The following is a 16,764-nucleotide window of genomic DNA, read 5'->3' as shown; positions in this document are numbered from 1 at the left end:
GATTATCGCAATGCAATGCCGTCAGCGACCCAGTGTTGCGGTGCAACCTGCCGATAACGGGGTTTCGTGACCGTTTCGCCCACCTTTCGCAACGGCGAAGGAATTTCGCTGTCATCAAAACGGCGAGGCTGACGGTTCTCGGGATCCGCCACCGGCACGGAGGCCAGCAGACGTTGGGTATAAGGATGTTGCGGTTGATTAAAGACCGACTGGCGTGGTCCGAGCTCGACAATCTGGCCGAGGTACATCACCGCCACGCGGTTGGCAATGCGCTCGACGACCGCCATATCATGAGAGATGAATATCCAGGCTACGCCCGTTTGCTGCTGGAGATCCATCATCAGATTCACCACCTGCGCCTGAATTGAAACGTCAAGGGCCGATACGGCTTCATCAGCAATAATCACTTTCGGTTTCAGGGCCATCGCGCGGGCAATGGCAATACGCTGGCGCTGACCGCCCGAAAATTCGTGCGGATAACGGCGCGCGTGCTCCGGCAACAGCCCAACGCTTGTCAGCAGCGCATCAATGTGTGGAGAAGCCTGTTCCAGTGAGTCCACCATGCCATGCAACAGCAACGGCTCGGCAATGGTAAACCCCACCGTCAGACGTGGATTCAGTGACGCATAGGGGTCCTGAAACACCATCTGAATTTCACGGCGCAGCGGCTGGAATGCCGCCTCTTTCAGATGAGAGATTTCCTTTCCTTCAAAGTGGATGCTTTCCGCCTCACTGGCGATCAGGCGCATCAGCGCACGCCCGGTGGTCGATTTACCGCAGCCGCTTTCACCCACGATGGCCAGGGTTTCACCCGGCCACAGACTGAAATCAATCTGCTCAACCGCATGCACATGATGCGTATGGGTCGAGAAGATGCCGCTACGGATGGGGTAATACACTTTTAGCCCACGTACATCGAGTAGCGGTTCGCTGTCGTAGCGCGCCGTCAGCTGTTCGTGTTGCGCCGCCTGTTGTGCACCCAACAGAGGAAAGCGTTGCGGCCACGCGTATTCACGCATATCGCCCAGTTTTGGCACGGCTGCCAGCAACGCTTTGGTATACGCATGCTGCGGGGCGGCAAAAATCTCTGGCACGGTGCCCTGCTCGACCACTTCGCCACGCAGCATGACCACAACACGATCCGCAATTTCCGCCACAACGCCCATATCATGGGTGATAAATAACACCGCCATGTTCTTCTCGCGTTGCAGCTCACGCAGGATATGTAAAATGCGCGCCTGTACGGTGACGTCCAGCGCCGTCGTGGGTTCGTCGGCAATCAGGAGTTGCGGATCACAGGCCAGCGCCTGAGCAATCATTACGCGCTGGCGCATCCCGCCGGACAGCGCGTGCGGATAGCTTTTCATGACGCGATCGACATCGGCAATACGTACCTGTCGCAGCAGTTCACGTACGCGCGCATGAGCCTGTTTCTTGTCGCACTGATGATGGTCGCGTAACGCTTCGGTGAGTTGATCATCGATACGCAGCACCGGATTCAGTGAGGTCATCGGCTCCTGAAAGATCATCGCCATTTCACGGCCACGCAACGTGCGGCGCTGACTGTCATCCAGCGTTTCTAACGCATGAACTTCTCCGCGGCGATCGCGAAACTGCATGCTGCCGCGATCGATACGGCCGCTGCTCGCCAGCAAGCCCATCACGGCCAGCGACGTGACTGATTTACCTGAGCCGCTCTCGCCCACCACGGCGACAATTTCGCCTGGATAAATGGCGAAACTGATGCCTTTCAGCGCCTGATTCTCACCACTGCGTCCACGAAATGAGACGCTAAGGTCCTGAACAGCAAGCACCGGTGATGCACCGTCAGCACGTGTGGCAGAAGAAGTGAGTCGTGTGTCCGTCATCAATGCCTCGTCGCGTTACAGCCAGATACGGCCATCGGAGTAATTCAAAAAAGGAGAGCTGTCGGCCGCCAGCCAGATCGGGCCATCTAAATCGACGTGCTCTGCGTGCACCGCCACGGGCAATGCCGCTTCCATCGCCAGGGATGAACCCAGCATGCAGCCGACCATGATGCGCATGTTCTGCTTGTGCGCTTCATCGACCATCGCCAGCGCTTCCGTCAGACCTCCGCACTTATCCAGCTTGATGTTGATCATCTCGTAGCGATGACGCAGGCTGGCAATATCCTCTCGCGTGTGGCAACTCTCGTCCGCGCAGACGGAAACAGGATGACGGAAGCGTTGCAGGTCATGATCCTGACCAGCGGGAAGCGGTTGCTCGACCATCGCAATGTTAAAGGCCTGAAGCGCCACCAGCAGGCTTTCCAGATCCATTCCCGACCAGGCTTCATTGGCATCGATAATGAGCGTCGCACGCGGGGCCGCGGCACGAATCGCCGCCACTTTTTCCAGAACCGCATCGCGGTCGAGCTTGATTTTGAGCAGGATGGCACCCCGCGAGACGGCATCTGCCGCCGCCAGCGCCATGTTTTCCAGCGTATCGAGGCTGAGGGTTTCCGCCGTCACGACCGAGCGTGGCGGCGGGCATGCACTCTGTTGCCAGAGCGTTTGACTGGCCCGTGCGGCGTCAAGTCGCCACAGTGCGCAGTCCAGCACATTGCGCGCGGAACCGGCGGGCAAACGGTGTTGCAGATCATCGCGGCTCAGGCCTGCTTCCACGTCAGCACGTACCGCCTCAAGCTGGGCCTGAACGCTGTCTGGCGTTTCATCGTAGCGCGCCGTTGGTGTACATTCGCCCTGCCCAATAAAGCCGTTTTGCTCAAGCGTGACGCGGATAACCGTCACAGCGGTACGCACACCGCGCGAGATAGCAAACGGTCGCGCCAGCGGCAGTTCCACCACGTTGATCTGCACCTGTCTCATCTCAGCCCCGCTCCTGAAGCAGCGCGGCGATGTCATCGATACCAAAACGCACCGGATCGGTTGCCGGTAAACCGAATTCGGCACGGATTTCAGCACAATAGGCGCGCGCGTCTTCTTCCGTGTAGTTTGAGGTGTTAATCGCAAAGCCAGCCAGTTGAACGGACTCACTGGTCACCTGGGCGGCGCGCAGATTGGCTTCCACGCAGTCTTTCAGGCTGACCATCGGTTGATGCGGCAAATGGCGCATATGCGGACGGCCCATTTCATGGCACATCACCAGCCAGTGCGGTTGCGCACCGTGCATAAGCCCCATACTGACGCCCGCGTAAGAGGGATGGAACAACGATCCCTGCCCTTCCACGATATCCCAGTGATCATCATCGTTGGCAGGAGACAGGGCTTCCGCCGCACCGGCAATAAAGTCCGCGATTACCGCATCCACAGCAATGCCTTCCCCTGCAACCAGAATCCCGGTCTGTCCCGTGGCACGAAAATCCGCTTTCATTCCGCGCGCACGCATTGCCGCTTCCAGCGCCAGTGAGGTGTACATCTTGCCCACTGAGCAGTCGGTCCCCACCGTGAGTATCCGCTTGCCTGAACGCTTCTTACCGCTACCGACACTCAGCTTCGGACGCATATGACGCAAATCGAAAAGCGCAACACCAAACGTCTCTGCCAGCGTGACCAGCTCGGGCTCATCCACCAGACGATGATGTAATCCACTGGCCACGTTCATGCCGGCTTTGATGGCACTTTTCACCGTATCCAGCCAGTGTTCGGGCAGATACCCCCCTGCGTTGGCGGTGCCCAGCACCAGCGTTTTCGCGCCGCGCGCTTTGGCGCTGGCGATATCAAGTTCATCCAGCCCCAGGCTGACCGTACAGCCCGGCAGTTTAATTTCGCCAACGCACTGTTCCGGTCGCCAGATATGAATACCGCGCGCCGTTTTTGCCGCGAGGGGATCGGTAACATCGCCAAGAAAAAGTAAATAGGGTTGTGGGATTAGCATGAGAGTTCTCGCTTCAGACAAAGGTAAGGTTCTGAAACCACTATTTCATGCGTGTTGAAAGGTGACGAATGCTTGTTTGGTGGCGGGGTATAACGGCAGGCTATAGTCAGATAAAAAAGTAATGGCAACCGCGTTATTTCAACGAATCCGGGTGAAATCGGCCCCGGTGCCGGGACGAGTCATAGGAAAAGGCTAATATCCGCCGGAGAGTTAATGGAGAGATATCGTTTAATGTCAGTCAACGGGAAGCAAGGCCGTTTACTTCGACGCTGTCTTTCATAATGCCCCGGCGTGGTATCGGGTACCACGGATAACACGCTTTGGGGCGTGGTGAGGATGTTATCTTTCCTCTCAAAACGCTGTGACTGACAACCGAGAGGAAACGCGGTAATTACAGCTTTCCGGTCAGATACTGTGCTTCACCATCCGCAAAGCTCCAGTCACCCGGCGCATTGGTAATAAAGCTGATCATCAGATCTTTCCCATCCACCCCACAGTGTTCTGCCAACTCCCGTGCCAGTTCCGCCATGAAACGCGTTTTTTGCTCTTCACTTCTCGGGCTGGTAAACACCCGGACCATCACCAGACGGTCGCTGCGTTCAAACCCCAGCCCGGTATCCTGGAACACCATCTGGTAATTTTTATTTTCGTGAACAATCTGATAACGGTCACGTGCGGGAACGTTAAACGCGGTGAGCACAGCCCGATGTGCAGCGTCCAGCATTGTTCTGATTTCCGTAGCAGAACGTCCCTCAATGATGTCGAATGTCAGCAATGGCATAAATAAACCCTCGGTTGGTCTAAATCGTAAGTGTATGATGTCGCGCTATGTTGACGACTGCTGTTGAAAAGAAAAAGAGACAGGGCTGAAATGATTATTCGCTATTTTGAACAATCCCTATGAAAGCATTCCGAACGGATGAACTGTGGGTGCATTTGTACTGGCTGACGGTACTCGCTGAATCGGGAAGTTTTACCCGCGCGGCTGATCGGCTGGAGGTCAGCAAGGCAGCCATGAGTCAGAAAATCAAAGAGCTGGAGAATATGGCCGGCACAGCACTGGTGCAGCGCACTACCCGCAGCGTCCGTCTGACCTCGGCGGGCGAAAAACTGGTGGATAACTTACGCGATCCTTTTGCGCAGATTGAGCAATCCTTTTTACGCATTCGTGATGAAACCGGCCCGGTGAGAGGCCTGGTGCGTGTCAGTGCGCCGGTAGCCTTTGCGCGCCAGCAGCTCGTCCCGGTCATTGGCGATTTTGTCCGGGAGTACCCGCAGGTCACTATTCAGCTGGATGTCAACGACCGTCTGGTATCACTGACCCGTGAAGGTTTTGATTTGGCCATCCGTCACAGCCAGACACTTCCGGAAACCCACATTGCGCTGAAGTTGTGCGACACGCATGCGGTTCTGGTTGCCTCCCCCGCTTACCTGGCGCAATACGGCACCCCGCAAAAGCCCGACGACCTGGAGCGGCATAACTGTCTGTACTATCTGCGCGGACAGGAACCGCCGCGATGGCATTTCCACAAAGTGACGGGCGGAGAGGAAACCGTAATGGTGAAAGGACAGGGAAACTTTGCGACTAATAACAGCGAATCCGTCCGCGATGCGGCATTACAGGGACTCGGTATCGCCCTGCTTCCTGATTTTAGTGCGCGAGCCGCGCTGGCTGCAGGGACACTAACGCAGGTTCTGCCCGCATGGCGAACGGTAGACGCATTTGCCGAAAGCTTATGGGTAGTACGTCCGCATACTGCGCAGGTTCCTAAGGCTGTGACCACGTTTATTCGGTGGCTGCGGGCGAGGTTTGCGGAGTAGAGTTTAGTAGAATGGTGGTGGTGATTATGTGCGGATGGGCTGCATTGTGTCAGGAGCGGACGTTGCACACTTCTGCTTATGTAGCCAAAATCGGTATGTTTTTAATCTTTATAGTATTTAAATCAATAGGTAAGATAAATGAAGATTGATTGGAGTTTCATTTAGTTACATAGACTCAACGTTCAAGTGGTAATGGACTCAGAAATTATCACTGCCAGAGTTCATGTTAAAATTCAGGAAAGGGAATATCAGATGCCATCAGTATACACGCTCAATGAGATGTTTGGGTTGCTTGTATTTTCAGGAAAATATCCATTTCTTCACAATGATCTGGACTGCATGATCATTGCATGGGCTGAAGATCAAATTATCGAAGGAAATGATTCAGAGACTCTTTTAATCCTCGCTTCACTGGGGCTTGATAATCAATCTGTACGGGCCGAGGTTGAATTATATATGTCACGGTACATGGCAGAGCAGCAGATAAGCCTGCCACCGCTAAAAACAGCAGCATTGGTCTGGATCAAGCTATTTATGAGTCAACTTTCCCAATCCGCGTCCATCCATGATGCAGAGCAGAAAATGTATTTTCTGGTGTGTCATTGGCTTGAACCTAACGTAAAGATTTTCACTGCAGTGGTCGATACCTTGAAATCGCTTTACTGGCATCTCTTTGATGAATGGGAGGGGCCTGGCACAAGCGAAGCCGCAAGGATGGAGGAGTCAGAATTCTTTGAGTTGATTAATCGCGCAATGTTGCCCTATTCACGTAAAATTGAAAACCCAGATTGGTTGGATCTGCTTGTTCGGTAATTTTTTTCAGTATCCTCAAAGGTGTGACCTTAACCCAGTTAATTGAAACATCGTAATGTTAGTAATGCCTTAACCCGTAGTGAGAACGATTGAGAACTTCCGCTTCTCGCTCAAAGCAGACGTTCATTTTTTAACAGCCATCACGTATCTTCTCATTCCTGATCTGCCTGCTACCCAAACCCAACACCTCTGCCCCTCACCTGCCAGCGCACTAACCCGCCGGCATCGCCCATTCCCCCCGATCACGTAACGGCTTTATCTATTACTTTTCGTAAAGCGGATCACAAATCAGCGCGCCAGATGACTCACTGCACAATTTCATATTGAATATCAATTTTCCAGGTGCCAGGATTAACCGGCATCACGCTTGTTACCGATTATCGGGCAAAACCTGAATGCAGGCTGAGGGATAATCCCTTCAACGCTGTATTTATGTTTTGCCCGATTGTGTTTCAGGAGTGAGCGATGCTGGTCAGACAAATACTGAATAATAATGTGGTCAGTGCCGTAGATGATAACGGCCTTGAAGTGATTTTAACCGGTCGGGGGCTGGGATTTAATACACGCAACGGGGCCCGTATTCATCTGCACGAAGCAGAAAAGATATTTCGGCTGCAAGATTCAGGCATCTCTGCACGCTTTAAAGATCTGGTCAGTGAAGTTCCCATCGATATTCTCCAGTTGACCGCCGATATCGTCAGCCTGGCGCATGAAACGCTGAAGCATAAACTAAGCGAAGGGCTGTATGTTACGCTGGCCGATCACCTCTACTTTGCGCTGGAGCGGCATAAAAATAACGCGCTGCTCGCCAACCCACTGGAATGGGAAGTCCGTCATTTTTACACCGCAGAATATGCGATTGGCCGCCAGGCACTGGGCATGGTAGTGGCCCGCACCGGCACCGTGCTACCAGACAGCGAAGCCTGCAGTATTGCGCTGCATATCGTGAATGCCGGGCTCAATGATAACTTAGGCAAAACCACTAAAATCACCCAACTCCTCTGTCAGTTACAACAAATCGTAAAATACTTTTTTACGCTGACCCGCGATGAACACAGTCTGAATTACCAGCGCTTCATTACCCATTTAAAATTCTTTGCGCAGCGGGTCATTGATGGCGAAGTATTAAATAACGACGACGAGGAATTATTCACGCTGGCACAACAGCGATATGCCCGAACGTTTGAGTGCGTAGAAGCCATCAGCACCTTCGTAAAAAAACATTATCACCACAGTATGAGTCACTCAGAAAAACTCTATCTAACGGTACACATTGAAAACATCGTGCAGCGCAGTGCGCATGATGTTGACACCCCATAATGCATTACTGAATTGCTTTACCGGCTTGTGACTGTTTAATCAGGCAAACCCCAGAAAATATGCCACCCGGTTTATGCCGGTCATTGTGGATGACGTCATATCGACTTCAGTCTGGAGGGATTTATGAATTATCAGGACACCGCACAGCAAATTATTCCCCTGATAGGCGGAAAAGATAACGTACAGTCTTTATTTCACTGCATTACCCGCCTGCGTTTTTTACTAAGAGATAACAGTAAAGCCGACCGTCACGCGCTTGAAGCACTGGATGGCGTGATCGGGGTTAATATTTCTGGCGACCAGTTTCAACTCATCATCGGTAATGATGTCAAACCACTGTGCGATGCGCTGCTCAGTCAGCTTCCGCTTCAGGAAGCTTCTGTCCGCCCTGCTTCGCGCTGTAACCCTGTTTCCGCAGTGCTTGAAGGGTTGTCCGGCATATTCTCACCGATTATTCCGGCCATAGCGGGTGCAGGGATTCTCAAGGGCATTCTGGCGCTAATGGTGGCGTTTCACTGGCTGGAGACACAAAACCAGAGCTACCAGATCCTGCTGGCGATCAGCGATGGCGTGTTCTATTTTTTGGCGCTGGCGCTGGCGTTCAGTGCGGCAAAACGCTTTGGTGCCAATCCTTATGTCGCTGTTGCGCTGGCGGCATCACTCTTTCACCCTGCCCTGCAAACCCTCTTTACCGCAGGTGAGCCGATACGTTTTCTGGGTTTACCCGTTCCCACGGTGAACTATGCTTCGACAGTCATTCCGGTCCTGCTATCAATCTGGCTGTTGAGTTACGTGGAGCGCCTGATTGACCGCGTTATCCCTGCCGCCCTCAAAACCATGTTTGTTCCGCTTTTAAGCCTGCTTATCGTCACGCCGGTGACGCTGATCGCTATCGGGCCATTAGGGATTTTTGCCGGTAACGCGCTGACCGGGGGCATTATCTGGCTGGTCGAAAACATGGGCATTATCGCGGGCGTGGTGGTCGGCGGGACGTTGTCGCTGATTATTATTACCGGCATGCACTATGTGCTGGTGCCGGTCATGATCCATAACATCAGCCATCTGGGATTCGACCCGTTTAAAATTCTTTTCTATGTGGCCAACCTTGGTCAGGCCGGTGCGGCGTTTGGCGTCTTTCTGCGGGCCCGGGATAAAAAGCTTAAATCGCTGGCGCTTACCACCAGCTTCAGTGCTGCCATGGGCATCACCGAGCCTGCGATGTACGGCATCAACATTCGCTACAAACGTCCCTTTGCCGCCGCTCTGCTTGGCGGTGCCTGTGGTGGCGCGTTTGCGATGGCGATGGGCGTAAAAACCTATGCGTTTGCACTCAGCGGCCTGCCCGGCATTCCCGCCCTGGTTGGTCCCACCTTCTTATCAGCACTGCTGAGTCTGGTCATTGCCTTTTCCAGTGCGGCCCTGCTGACCGTCATACTGGGTTTTGAGGAAGCGACCCGGAAGAACGTGGACAATACAGCCTCCTCACACTGTCATCATACGCAGGACCACGTAAGGCTTTTTGCGCCGGTCAGCGGTGAGATCACTCCGTTAAGCGCCTTAGCCGATCCGGTTTTTGCCGATGAAATTTTTGGCAAAGGGCTGGCGATTTACCCGACCGGCGGCAAGTTGCGCTCCCCCATTGATGGCCGCGTCGAGTCGCTCTTTGAAACCCACCACGCGCTGGGGCTGAAAAGTGACACTGGCGCGGAAATCCTGATCCACATTGGCATCGATACCGTGAAACTCGGCGGCCGCCATTTCACCAGCCATATTCAGCCGGGCCAGTTTATCCGCACCGGCGATCTGCTGATCACATTCGATCTGAACGCGCTTGAGGCCGAAGGCATCGATCCGAGCGTGATTGTAATCGTGACCAACTGCGAACGCTATGGCGAGGTTCGCCCGGTAAAAGCCGGGGGACATATCGCCTGCCGTGACGCTTTTCTGACACTCACCGCTGCGGCGGTTTAAGGAGCAAAGCATGACGTATTCACCCTCTTTTCCCGAAGGTTTTCTGTGGGGCGGTGCCACGGCCGCGAATCAGCTTGAGGGCGCCTGGCATGTCGGCGGTAAAGGGCTGTCCGTATCGGATGTGTACACCTTTGACGCATCCACACCACAAGACCAGTGGCTGGATCAGTGGTTAAGCATGACCCATGCGCAGGTAGCGGAAGCACAGAATCCGGAGAGCAAAAAATATTATCCCAAACGTAAAGGCAACGGGTTTTACACCCACTTTAAAGAGGATATCGCGCTGTTCGCCGGGATGGGATTCAGGTGCTTCAGGATGTCGATTGCCTGGACGCGCATCTTTCCACGCGGCGATGAAGCAGAACCCAACGAGGCGGGCCTGCAGTTTTATGATGCAGTGCTGGATGCTCTGCTCGCTCACGGGATCGAACCGATTGTGTCATTGTCACATTACGAAATGCCGCTTGCGCTGGTGACGGATTACGGCGGCTGGCCCAATCGCCAGTTGGTAGATTTCTATGTGCGTTTTGCCACCACAGTTTTCATGCGCTATCGCAAAAAAGTGAAATACTGGATGACGTTCAACGAGATCAACTGTGTTAAGCATCACCCTTACGTGAGCATTGGCGTAATTGAAGAAGGTCACCCGCATATTGAACAGGATAAATACCAGGGTGCCCATCATCAGTTTGTCGCCAGCGCGCTGGCGACAAAGGCTTGCCACGCCATTATTCCCGGTGCGCAGGTGGGCTGTATGATCAGCTATCAAATCCTGTATCCGCACACCTGCCATCCGGATGATGTGCAGGCGTGCGAAGAGATGCAGCGCGTGTCGTTGTTTTTTAGCGATGTGCAGGCACGCGGCTACTATCCGGCTTATGCAGAAAGAATGCTGGCGGAAAAAGGCGTACAGCTGATTAAAGCCGTGGGCGACGATGAAATCCTGCGGCAACATCCGGTGGACTTTGTTTCCTTTAGCTATTACATGTCCAGCACGGTCAGCGCCCATCCTGAAAAACTCACCGGCGCGCAGGGCAATCTGATCACCGGCGGCATCAGAAATCCACACCTGGAAACCAGTGAATGGGGTTGGCAAATCGATCCCAAAGGCCTGCGACTGGCACTGAATCAGCTGTATGATCGCTATCAAAAGCCGCTCTTTATTGCCGAAAACGGCCTGGGCGCAGTGGATACCGTCAAGGCCGATGGCAGTATTGATGACGATTACCGCATTGACTACCTGCGCCAGCACGTCGCGCAAATGAAAGAGGCCATTGCGGATGGCGTTCCCCTGTTTGGCTACACCTGGTGGGGACCGATTGACGTGGTGAGCGCAGGTACGGCGCAGATGTCTAAACGTTATGGGTTTATCTACGTGGATCAGGACGATATGGGCAATGGCACGCAGAAACGTACCTTAAAAAAGAGCTATCACTGGTATAAAAAACTGATAGCCTCTAATGGCGAAGACACGGGTCATTAAGCCGGTTGAACGCCATTGCTGTGACCTGCTGGCAGTCGCTGTCAGCAGGTCATTTTGATCTCAGCCGCTGCCATGCATATCTGGCAGAAACACGTTGCTGTCACATCAACCTGAAGAGAGGGTTAAGTTGAACACGCTGCATCTCGTCGATCCCGAGCTACGTCCCCTGCTCGCTAACAGCGCGCCGCTGGAACTCACGCCTGACGCAATCATTACGCTACGCCAGCAGCGCCAGGATGCTGCGCTTAAGCAGGTCCAGTCTTACCGCGACCAGGGGCTGAACATTGATGAACACCTGATTGCGTTTCCCGGCCATCCGTCGGTCAGAGTCTGTGTGATCACGCCCGTTGCGGCCGCCGGTAAACGCATGGGCATATTACATCTTCATGGCGGCGGTCATCTGTTTGGCAGCCCGGAGCAGTCTCTGTCGCTGACCAGCGCGACGGCACGGCGACATAACTGTGTGGTGGTCTCGGTGGACTATCGGCTGTCACCGGAAACCGTATTTCCGGGATCGCTGGAAGACAGCTATCAGGTGCTGAACTGGATGGTGAATGAAGCCGCGATGCTGGGCATTGATCCGGCACGTATCGGTGTTATGGGCGACAGCGCCGGTGCCGGGCTGGCGGCCTCACTGGCGCTGTTCACCCGCGATCGGAATGGCCCCACGCTGGCCTTTCAGAATCTGATGTTCCCGATGCTGGATGACCGCACGGTCACCGAAACCCACCCCAATCCCGTGACCGGCGAGTTTGTCTGGACGCGGGAATACAACCGCATCGGCTGGTCAGCGCTGCTGGGCGAAGCGCCCGGTGGCGAAGCCGTTTCGCCTTATGCGGCCCCCGCTCGCGCCACAGACCTGCGCGGGCTTCCCCCGGCCTGGATTGGCGTGGGCACGCTGGACCTGTTTCTGGATGAGAACCTCGACTATGCACAGCGGTTAATCCGCGCCGGGGTTGCCGTGGAGTTGCACGTCTGGCCGGGCGCGTTTCATGGTTTCCACGGCAGTGAGACGGCGGCAGTATCGTTGCAGGCCCGGGAACTGCGCCAAATCTGGCTGTCGCGCTTTGCGCCCTGATACTCAGCCAGGCCAGGGTTAACGTCCATCCAGGGCTCACGGAGTGAAGTGATGCAAATGCTGCACATTGTGCCTCGCCTGATGACAGCGGTGCGGGCGGGCAACAAACACCATACGATACGCTGGCAGGAACAGGCCATTACGCCCGGTCCGCTGCGTTATATCAACCACGAAGATCCTGCTGACAGCGTCATAGTGACTGTTGAACGGGTTGTCATGATGCCGCTGTCATCCGTCGCGCAGCATCTGGGCAAAGATGAGGAATGGCCCGATGCGGAACTGCTGGCAGGCATGCAGGAGCACTATCCCGCGATTCAGCTCGATTCTCAGGTGGCAGTGCTACATCACTCCGCCCCCTGTGAGACGGAGACAGGACGCTATCAGACACTGCTTGCCGCGTTGACGGCGCTGGAATGCAGTCTGCATCAGGAAAAACGTTACGATGCAGCCTGGCTGGCGCAGCGACTGCATCCTGAATTTCAGGAAATTACCCGCTCGGGCGTGCGGGTGAATCGCGCGCAGACGATTGCAGCCTTACAAGCTGAAGCGCATGCGCCGGCAATCGTCAGCCGCGATTTTCAGCTGATACAGACAGGAACACATCACGCCCTGTTGCTTTACCGTACCGCAAGACCCGATGGCCGACATGCCACATGGCGGTCGTTCCATTGGGTGTACCACGCAACGCAAGGCTGGCAGATGATTTTTCATCAGGCCAGCCCCGCAGCAGAACCGGATTTTTAGTGCGGATACCGGCGCATCCTGAAGACGGATGCGCCCGCCTGGCTATTTCACTACCGGGTTTTTCTGCAACGACAGCGCATCCATAAACGCATCGTCCAGTTGCAGATGTTGTTTCACCAGGTCGCGCGGCGTACCGGCCAGCCATTGATTCAGTGAAATGTCAGCGTAATAATCGCTTTTGAACAGCTCCAGGAACCGCAGCGGCCCCTTGCCGGTGTTTTCCACATAGTGCCCCATGGCGAACGGCACATAGCCGACATCTCCGGCCCGGTAATCAAAGGTTCTGGCCTGGCCGGATGAACCAAACACGCCCATGCGTCCTTCGCCTTCCAGATAGTATTGCCACTCATCGTTGTTTGGATGCCAGTGCAGCTCACGCAAGCCACCGGGTTCGATCTCGACCAGTGCCGCCGCAATGGTTTTGGAGACCTTAAAGGTGGAAGAGTCGGTGATGCGGACCGTGCCGCCTGGCGCTTTGATCGGGTCCTGCGCCAGCATACGGTGAGTAAAGGTGCGTTTGGCTTTGGTTGCCCCTTGCACCTGCACCGATGACAGGCTGCCGGGCACCGGTGCGGCAAAGATATATTCGTCCTGCGGCGACGGTAATTTCGCAAAGGTTGAGACAGGGACCTTAAAGTTTTTCGCCAGGATCTCGGGCGGAATATGTTTAAACCAGTCAGACAGCAGGAAGGTGCTGTCTTCATCGAATCCACCGTTGTCAAAGGCCAGCAGGAACTCACAGCCGTCCGGCCCCAGGCCCTGAATAGAGTGCGGAATGCCCGGCGGGAAATACCACAAATCACCCACGCCAATATCGTCCACGAACCAGGTGCCGTCGATATCAAACGCCGTGACGCGGGCGTTGCCGTAAGTCATGTACGCCCATTCGCCCTCTTTATGCCAGTGCAGCTCACGAATGCCCCCTGCATTGAGGCGCATATCCACGCCCGCAATCGTGGTGGAGACGCCGAGCTCACGTTGAGTGACCTGGCGGGTCCATCCACCGCTGCTTTTACGTACGTGCGCGTCACTGAAGGAAAAGCGCAGATTCGGTAACGTGCCGCTGTCCGTCGCCGGTGGATTCACGATATCCGGGTTTTCGGCTTCGCGGATCGGATCGTGCGGGCCGGGATCGCGGCCCCCGCCGGAAAAAGACTGGATGCTGTCATGCGCGTGCACCTGTCCGGCCGCCAGCGCGACGGTGCCGCCCGCCGCAAAAGCCATAAAACTTCTTCGGGTTAATTTACTCATAAATACACTACCTCGTTCCTTGCTGATAAAGTCGCCGACATGCACTGTCCTAAGGAATGTATAGCGGGGAAAGTTAAATTTTATTTATGTGATATGTAAATTTTGATGACAACCACAAGACAGGTATGGCGCAGAAGTTATCAACGCGTGCGAACTTTTTGCCGCTGGTTTAGGAATGGTTAAGTTTTCTTATTGATACTGCCCCAGAACTGGCATGAAAAGATAATTTTCGCGTCCGATGTTTGTATCGTTTTTGATCACACTTTGTTACAGGTGCAGAGCAGTGAGTGCACCGGCGCAGGCGGGTGACTGAGCAGGCATAAGGTGAATTGACTGCATAACGGGCGATCAGGTTATCCGGCCAGCATGACGGTGGTGTCCTGACCGCCTGACCAGGGCGCAGATAAGTCGGATGAGTGCGGCGTCTGGCCGACATAACCTGCGTGACCCGACGTGAACGTCCTGTCAGAACACGCCGTCCCGACGCGGTCTGGCGGCCTGTTGGGGTGCGCGTGCGGAGAAAGGCGCATCAGGTTGTTGCGCACAAGACGCGAAAGCGCTGTGCCGTTCAGGCAGATTAACGATGATGATGCTCTCTTCCGGTCCGTCGAGCACCTCATCCATCAGGTTCAGATAGTCGTAAGCATTTTGCATAAATCGTCTCTGTTCAGTTATCCATAGTGAAGCAGGTAATCCAGTCAACACAGGCACGAAATGATCACTGCGAAGGATCGATAATAGCCGCTAATCACCCTGTCACAAGCAGATTACGCTTATATGACAACCAGCAGAGGAAAATGCGGCGTGCACAGGGCACGCCGCACCAGGTCAGAAGAAGCCAAGTGGCTGAATGCTGTAACTCACTAGCAGGTTTTTAGTCTGCTGATAGTGATCAAGCATCATCTTGTGGGTTTCACGACCAATGCCCGATTTCTTGTACCCGCCAAAGGCGGCATGGGCAGGATAGAGATGGTAACAGTTAGTCCAGACGCGACCGGCTTTGATCGCACGGCCCACCCGATAGGCGCGGTTGATATCCCGCGTCCAGACGCCCGCGCCCAGCCCATAGATGGAATCATTGGCGATGGCGATAGCTTCTGCCTCGTCTTTAAAGGTGGTGATGCCGACGACCGGTCCAAAGATCTCCTCCTGGAAGACGCGCATGCTGTTGTTGCCTTTCAGCAGCGTCGGCTGGATGTAGTAGCCGCTGGCAAGTGCATCGTCGAGCTTTTCAACGCCGCCGCCGGTGAGGATTTCGGCCCCTTCCTGACGGGCAATCTCCAGATACGAGAGTATTTTGTCGAACTGCTGCTGTGACGCCTGAGCACCGACCATGGTCTCCGTATCCAGCGGATCGCCGCGTCTGATGGTTTTGATACGTTTAAGCACCGCCGCCATAAAGGGCTCATAGATGGATTCCTGCACCAGCGCGCGCGACGGGCAGGTACAGACTTCGCCCTGATTCAGGAAGCCCAGTACTACGCCCTCTGCCGCTTTTTCAATGAAGCTCTCTTCGGCCTGCATAATGTCTTCGAAGAAGATGTTAGGTGATTTACCGCCCAGCTCAACGGTGGACGGGATCAGGCTTTTCGCCGCCAGCTCCAGAATGTGTCCGCCCGTCGCCGTCGATCCGGTAAAGGCCACCTTGGCAATACCGGGATGCGAGGCCAGCGCCTCACCGGCTTCTTTTCCGTAGCCGTGAACCACGTTCACCACACCGGGCGGCAGCAGATCTTGAATCAGTTCAACAAACAGCGTGATCGACAGCGGCGTTTGTTCTGCCGGTTTAAGCACCACGCAGTTGCCCGCACCCAGTGCCGGTGCCAGCTTCCAGGCCGCCATCAACAGCGGGAAGTTCCACGGAATAATCTGCGCCACCACGCCCAGTGGCTCGTGGAAGTGATAGGCGGCGGTAAACTCGTCGATTTCAGCTGCGCTGCCCTCCTGCGCCCTGACGCAACCGGCGAAATAACGGAAATGATCCACCGCCAGCGGCATATCCGCAGCCAACGTTTCCCGCACCGGCTTACCGTTATCCCATGTTTCATTGACCGCCATGTATTCCAGATTTTCTTCCAGGCGGTCAGCAATTTTTAACAGTACCAGCGCACGTTGCTGAGGTGAGGTTTTGCCCCATGCGTCAGCGGCTGCGGCGGCGGCCGCCACGGCCTTATCGACATCGGCCTTGTCCGATCGGGGAAACTCGCCCGCGGCTGAGCCGTTAACGGGGGACGTATTGGTAAAATAGTTACCGTTTACCGGGGCGACGAACTCGCCGTTGATGAAATTGCCGTAGTGCTTCTGCAAAGTGATGAGAGAACCCTGTTCTCCTGGAGCGGCATAACGCATGCTGGATCTCCTTACGCTGTGTGATGTGAAACAACTATGAAACTTGTTGTTAACATATTCGATCAGCGCCAGCCTG

The 16,764-nt window shown here is 54.8% G+C and carries 14 protein-coding genes; 7 read left to right on the top strand and 7 right to left on the bottom strand.

The features are described from left to right. Window positions 1-2 precede the first annotated feature (2 nt). The 4 genes from G5574_RS21335 to G5574_RS21320 form a co-directional block, all read right to left on the bottom strand. A complete protein-coding gene (locus tag G5574_RS21335) occupies window positions 3-1,868 on the bottom strand; it encodes an ABC transporter ATP-binding protein (RefSeq protein WP_164483157.1) in 1,866 nt (621 codons plus the stop codon). A 15-nt stretch (window positions 1,869-1,883) separates the two neighbouring features. Further along, window positions 1,884-2,849, bottom strand: coding sequence for an N-acetyl-D-Glu racemase DgcA (dgcA, locus tag G5574_RS21330; protein ID WP_164483156.1), 966 nt, complete (start codon window positions 2,847-2,849; stop codon window positions 1,884-1,886). A gap of 1 nt (window position 2,850) precedes the next feature. Continuing rightward, on the bottom strand, window positions 2,851-3,858 hold the full coding sequence (gene dgcN, locus G5574_RS21325) for an N-acetyltransferase DgcN (RefSeq protein ID WP_033737483.1): 1,008 nt from the start codon (window positions 3,856-3,858) through the stop codon (window positions 2,851-2,853). 391 nt (window positions 3,859-4,249) lie between these two features. Further along, window positions 4,250-4,639 carry a tautomerase family protein gene (locus G5574_RS21320; RefSeq protein ID WP_033737485.1) on the bottom strand — a complete coding sequence of 130 codons (390 nt, stop codon included), beginning with the start codon at window positions 4,637-4,639 and terminating at the stop codon, window positions 4,250-4,252. 119 nt (window positions 4,640-4,758) lie between these two features. On the opposite strand from G5574_RS21320, the gene G5574_RS21315 reads away from it, so the two are divergent. From G5574_RS21315 to G5574_RS21285, 7 genes are all read left to right on the top strand, one after another. After that, window positions 4,759-5,679 carry a LysR substrate-binding domain-containing protein gene (locus tag G5574_RS21315; RefSeq protein WP_033737487.1) on the top strand — a complete coding sequence of 307 codons (921 nt, stop codon included), beginning with the start codon at window positions 4,759-4,761 and terminating at the stop codon, window positions 5,677-5,679. Window positions 5,680-5,931: 252 nt separating this feature from the next. Beyond that, entirely contained in the window at window positions 5,932-6,492 is a 561-nt protein-coding gene (locus G5574_RS21310; RefSeq protein ID WP_058701354.1) for a hypothetical protein, read from the top strand. 465 nt (window positions 6,493-6,957) lie between these two features. After that, the gene (gene licT / locus G5574_RS21305; RefSeq protein ID WP_033737497.1) at window positions 6,958-7,812 is read left to right on the top strand and encodes a BglG family transcription antiterminator LicT; all 855 of its coding nucleotides are present in this window, start codon (window positions 6,958-6,960) and stop codon (window positions 7,810-7,812) included. 123 nt (window positions 7,813-7,935) lie between these two features. After that, on the top strand, window positions 7,936-9,783 hold the full coding sequence (locus tag G5574_RS21300) for a beta-glucoside-specific PTS transporter subunit IIABC (RefSeq protein ID WP_164483155.1): 1,848 nt from the start codon (window positions 7,936-7,938) through the stop codon (window positions 9,781-9,783). A 10-nt stretch (window positions 9,784-9,793) separates the two neighbouring features. Continuing rightward, on the top strand, window positions 9,794-11,266 hold the full coding sequence (locus tag G5574_RS21295; RefSeq protein ID WP_164483154.1) for a glycoside hydrolase family 1 protein: 1,473 nt from the start codon (window positions 9,794-9,796) through the stop codon (window positions 11,264-11,266). A 127-nt stretch (window positions 11,267-11,393) separates the two neighbouring features. Next, a complete protein-coding gene (locus G5574_RS21290) occupies window positions 11,394-12,344 on the top strand; it encodes an alpha/beta hydrolase (protein WP_058701358.1) in 951 nt (316 codons plus the stop codon). Window positions 12,345-12,395: 51 nt separating this feature from the next. Next, complete coding sequence (locus tag G5574_RS21285; RefSeq protein WP_164483153.1) at window positions 12,396-13,088, top strand: DUF4440 domain-containing protein; 693 nt, start codon at window positions 12,396-12,398, stop codon at window positions 13,086-13,088. A 42-nt stretch (window positions 13,089-13,130) separates the two neighbouring features. On the opposite strand, the gene G5574_RS21280 is transcribed toward G5574_RS21285, so the two are convergent. From G5574_RS21280 to exaC, 3 genes are all read right to left on the bottom strand, one after another. Further along, window positions 13,131-14,339, bottom strand: coding sequence for a cupin domain-containing protein (locus G5574_RS21280; RefSeq protein WP_164483152.1), 1,209 nt, complete (start codon window positions 14,337-14,339; stop codon window positions 13,131-13,133). A gap of 465 nt (window positions 14,340-14,804) precedes the next feature. After that, window positions 14,805-14,993 (bottom strand): hypothetical protein, encoded by a 189-nt coding sequence (locus tag G5574_RS21275; RefSeq protein WP_164483151.1) that lies wholly within the window; start codon window positions 14,991-14,993, stop codon window positions 14,805-14,807. Window positions 14,994-15,167: 174 nt separating this feature from the next. After that, complete coding sequence (exaC, locus tag G5574_RS21270) at window positions 15,168-16,688, bottom strand: acetaldehyde dehydrogenase ExaC (RefSeq protein WP_006119696.1); 1,521 nt, start codon at window positions 16,686-16,688, stop codon at window positions 15,168-15,170. Window positions 16,689-16,764: the final 76 nt, after the last annotated feature.

The organism is Pantoea stewartii (assembly GCF_011044475.1).
In the GTDB taxonomy this organism is placed as follows: Bacteria; Pseudomonadota; Gammaproteobacteria; order Enterobacterales; family Enterobacteriaceae; genus Pantoea; species Pantoea stewartii.
This window is presented reverse-complemented; position numbering and strand designations above follow the sequence as displayed.

What these genes read in the sequence shown, in the direction of transcription:
- G5574_RS21315 (WP_033737487.1), top strand. Translation starts at nt 4,759, where the DNA reads ATGAAAGCATTCCGAACGGATGAACTGTGGGTGCATTTGTACTGGCTG.
- G5574_RS21310 (WP_058701354.1), top strand. Translation starts at nt 5,932, where the DNA reads ATGCCATCAGTATACACGCTCAATGAGATGTTTGGGTTGCTTGTATTT.
- G5574_RS21280 (WP_164483152.1), bottom strand. Translation starts at nt 14,339, where the DNA reads ATGAGTAAATTAACCCGAAGAAGTTTTATGGCTTTTGCGGCGGGCGGC.
- G5574_RS21300 (WP_164483155.1), top strand. Translation starts at nt 7,936, where the DNA reads ATGAATTATCAGGACACCGCACAGCAAATTATTCCCCTGATAGGCGGA.
- G5574_RS21335 (WP_164483157.1), bottom strand. Translation starts at nt 1,868, where the DNA reads ATGACGGACACACGACTCACTTCTTCTGCCACACGTGCTGACGGTGCA.
- dgcN (WP_033737483.1), bottom strand. Translation starts at nt 3,858, where the DNA reads ATGCTAATCCCACAACCCTATTTACTTTTTCTTGGCGATGTTACCGAT.
- G5574_RS21295 (WP_164483154.1), top strand. Translation starts at nt 9,794, where the DNA reads ATGACGTATTCACCCTCTTTTCCCGAAGGTTTTCTGTGGGGCGGTGCC.
- dgcA (WP_164483156.1), bottom strand. Translation starts at nt 2,849, where the DNA reads ATGAGACAGGTGCAGATCAACGTGGTGGAACTGCCGCTGGCGCGACCG.
- licT (WP_033737497.1), top strand. Translation starts at nt 6,958, where the DNA reads ATGCTGGTCAGACAAATACTGAATAATAATGTGGTCAGTGCCGTAGAT.
- G5574_RS21320 (WP_033737485.1), bottom strand. Translation starts at nt 4,639, where the DNA reads ATGCCATTGCTGACATTCGACATCATTGAGGGACGTTCTGCTACGGAA.
- G5574_RS21285 (WP_164483153.1), top strand. Translation starts at nt 12,396, where the DNA reads ATGCAAATGCTGCACATTGTGCCTCGCCTGATGACAGCGGTGCGGGCG.
- exaC (WP_006119696.1), bottom strand. Translation starts at nt 16,688, where the DNA reads ATGCGTTATGCCGCTCCAGGAGAACAGGGTTCTCTCATCACTTTGCAG.
- G5574_RS21275 (WP_164483151.1), bottom strand. Translation starts at nt 14,993, where the DNA reads ATGCAAAATGCTTACGACTATCTGAACCTGATGGATGAGGTGCTCGAC.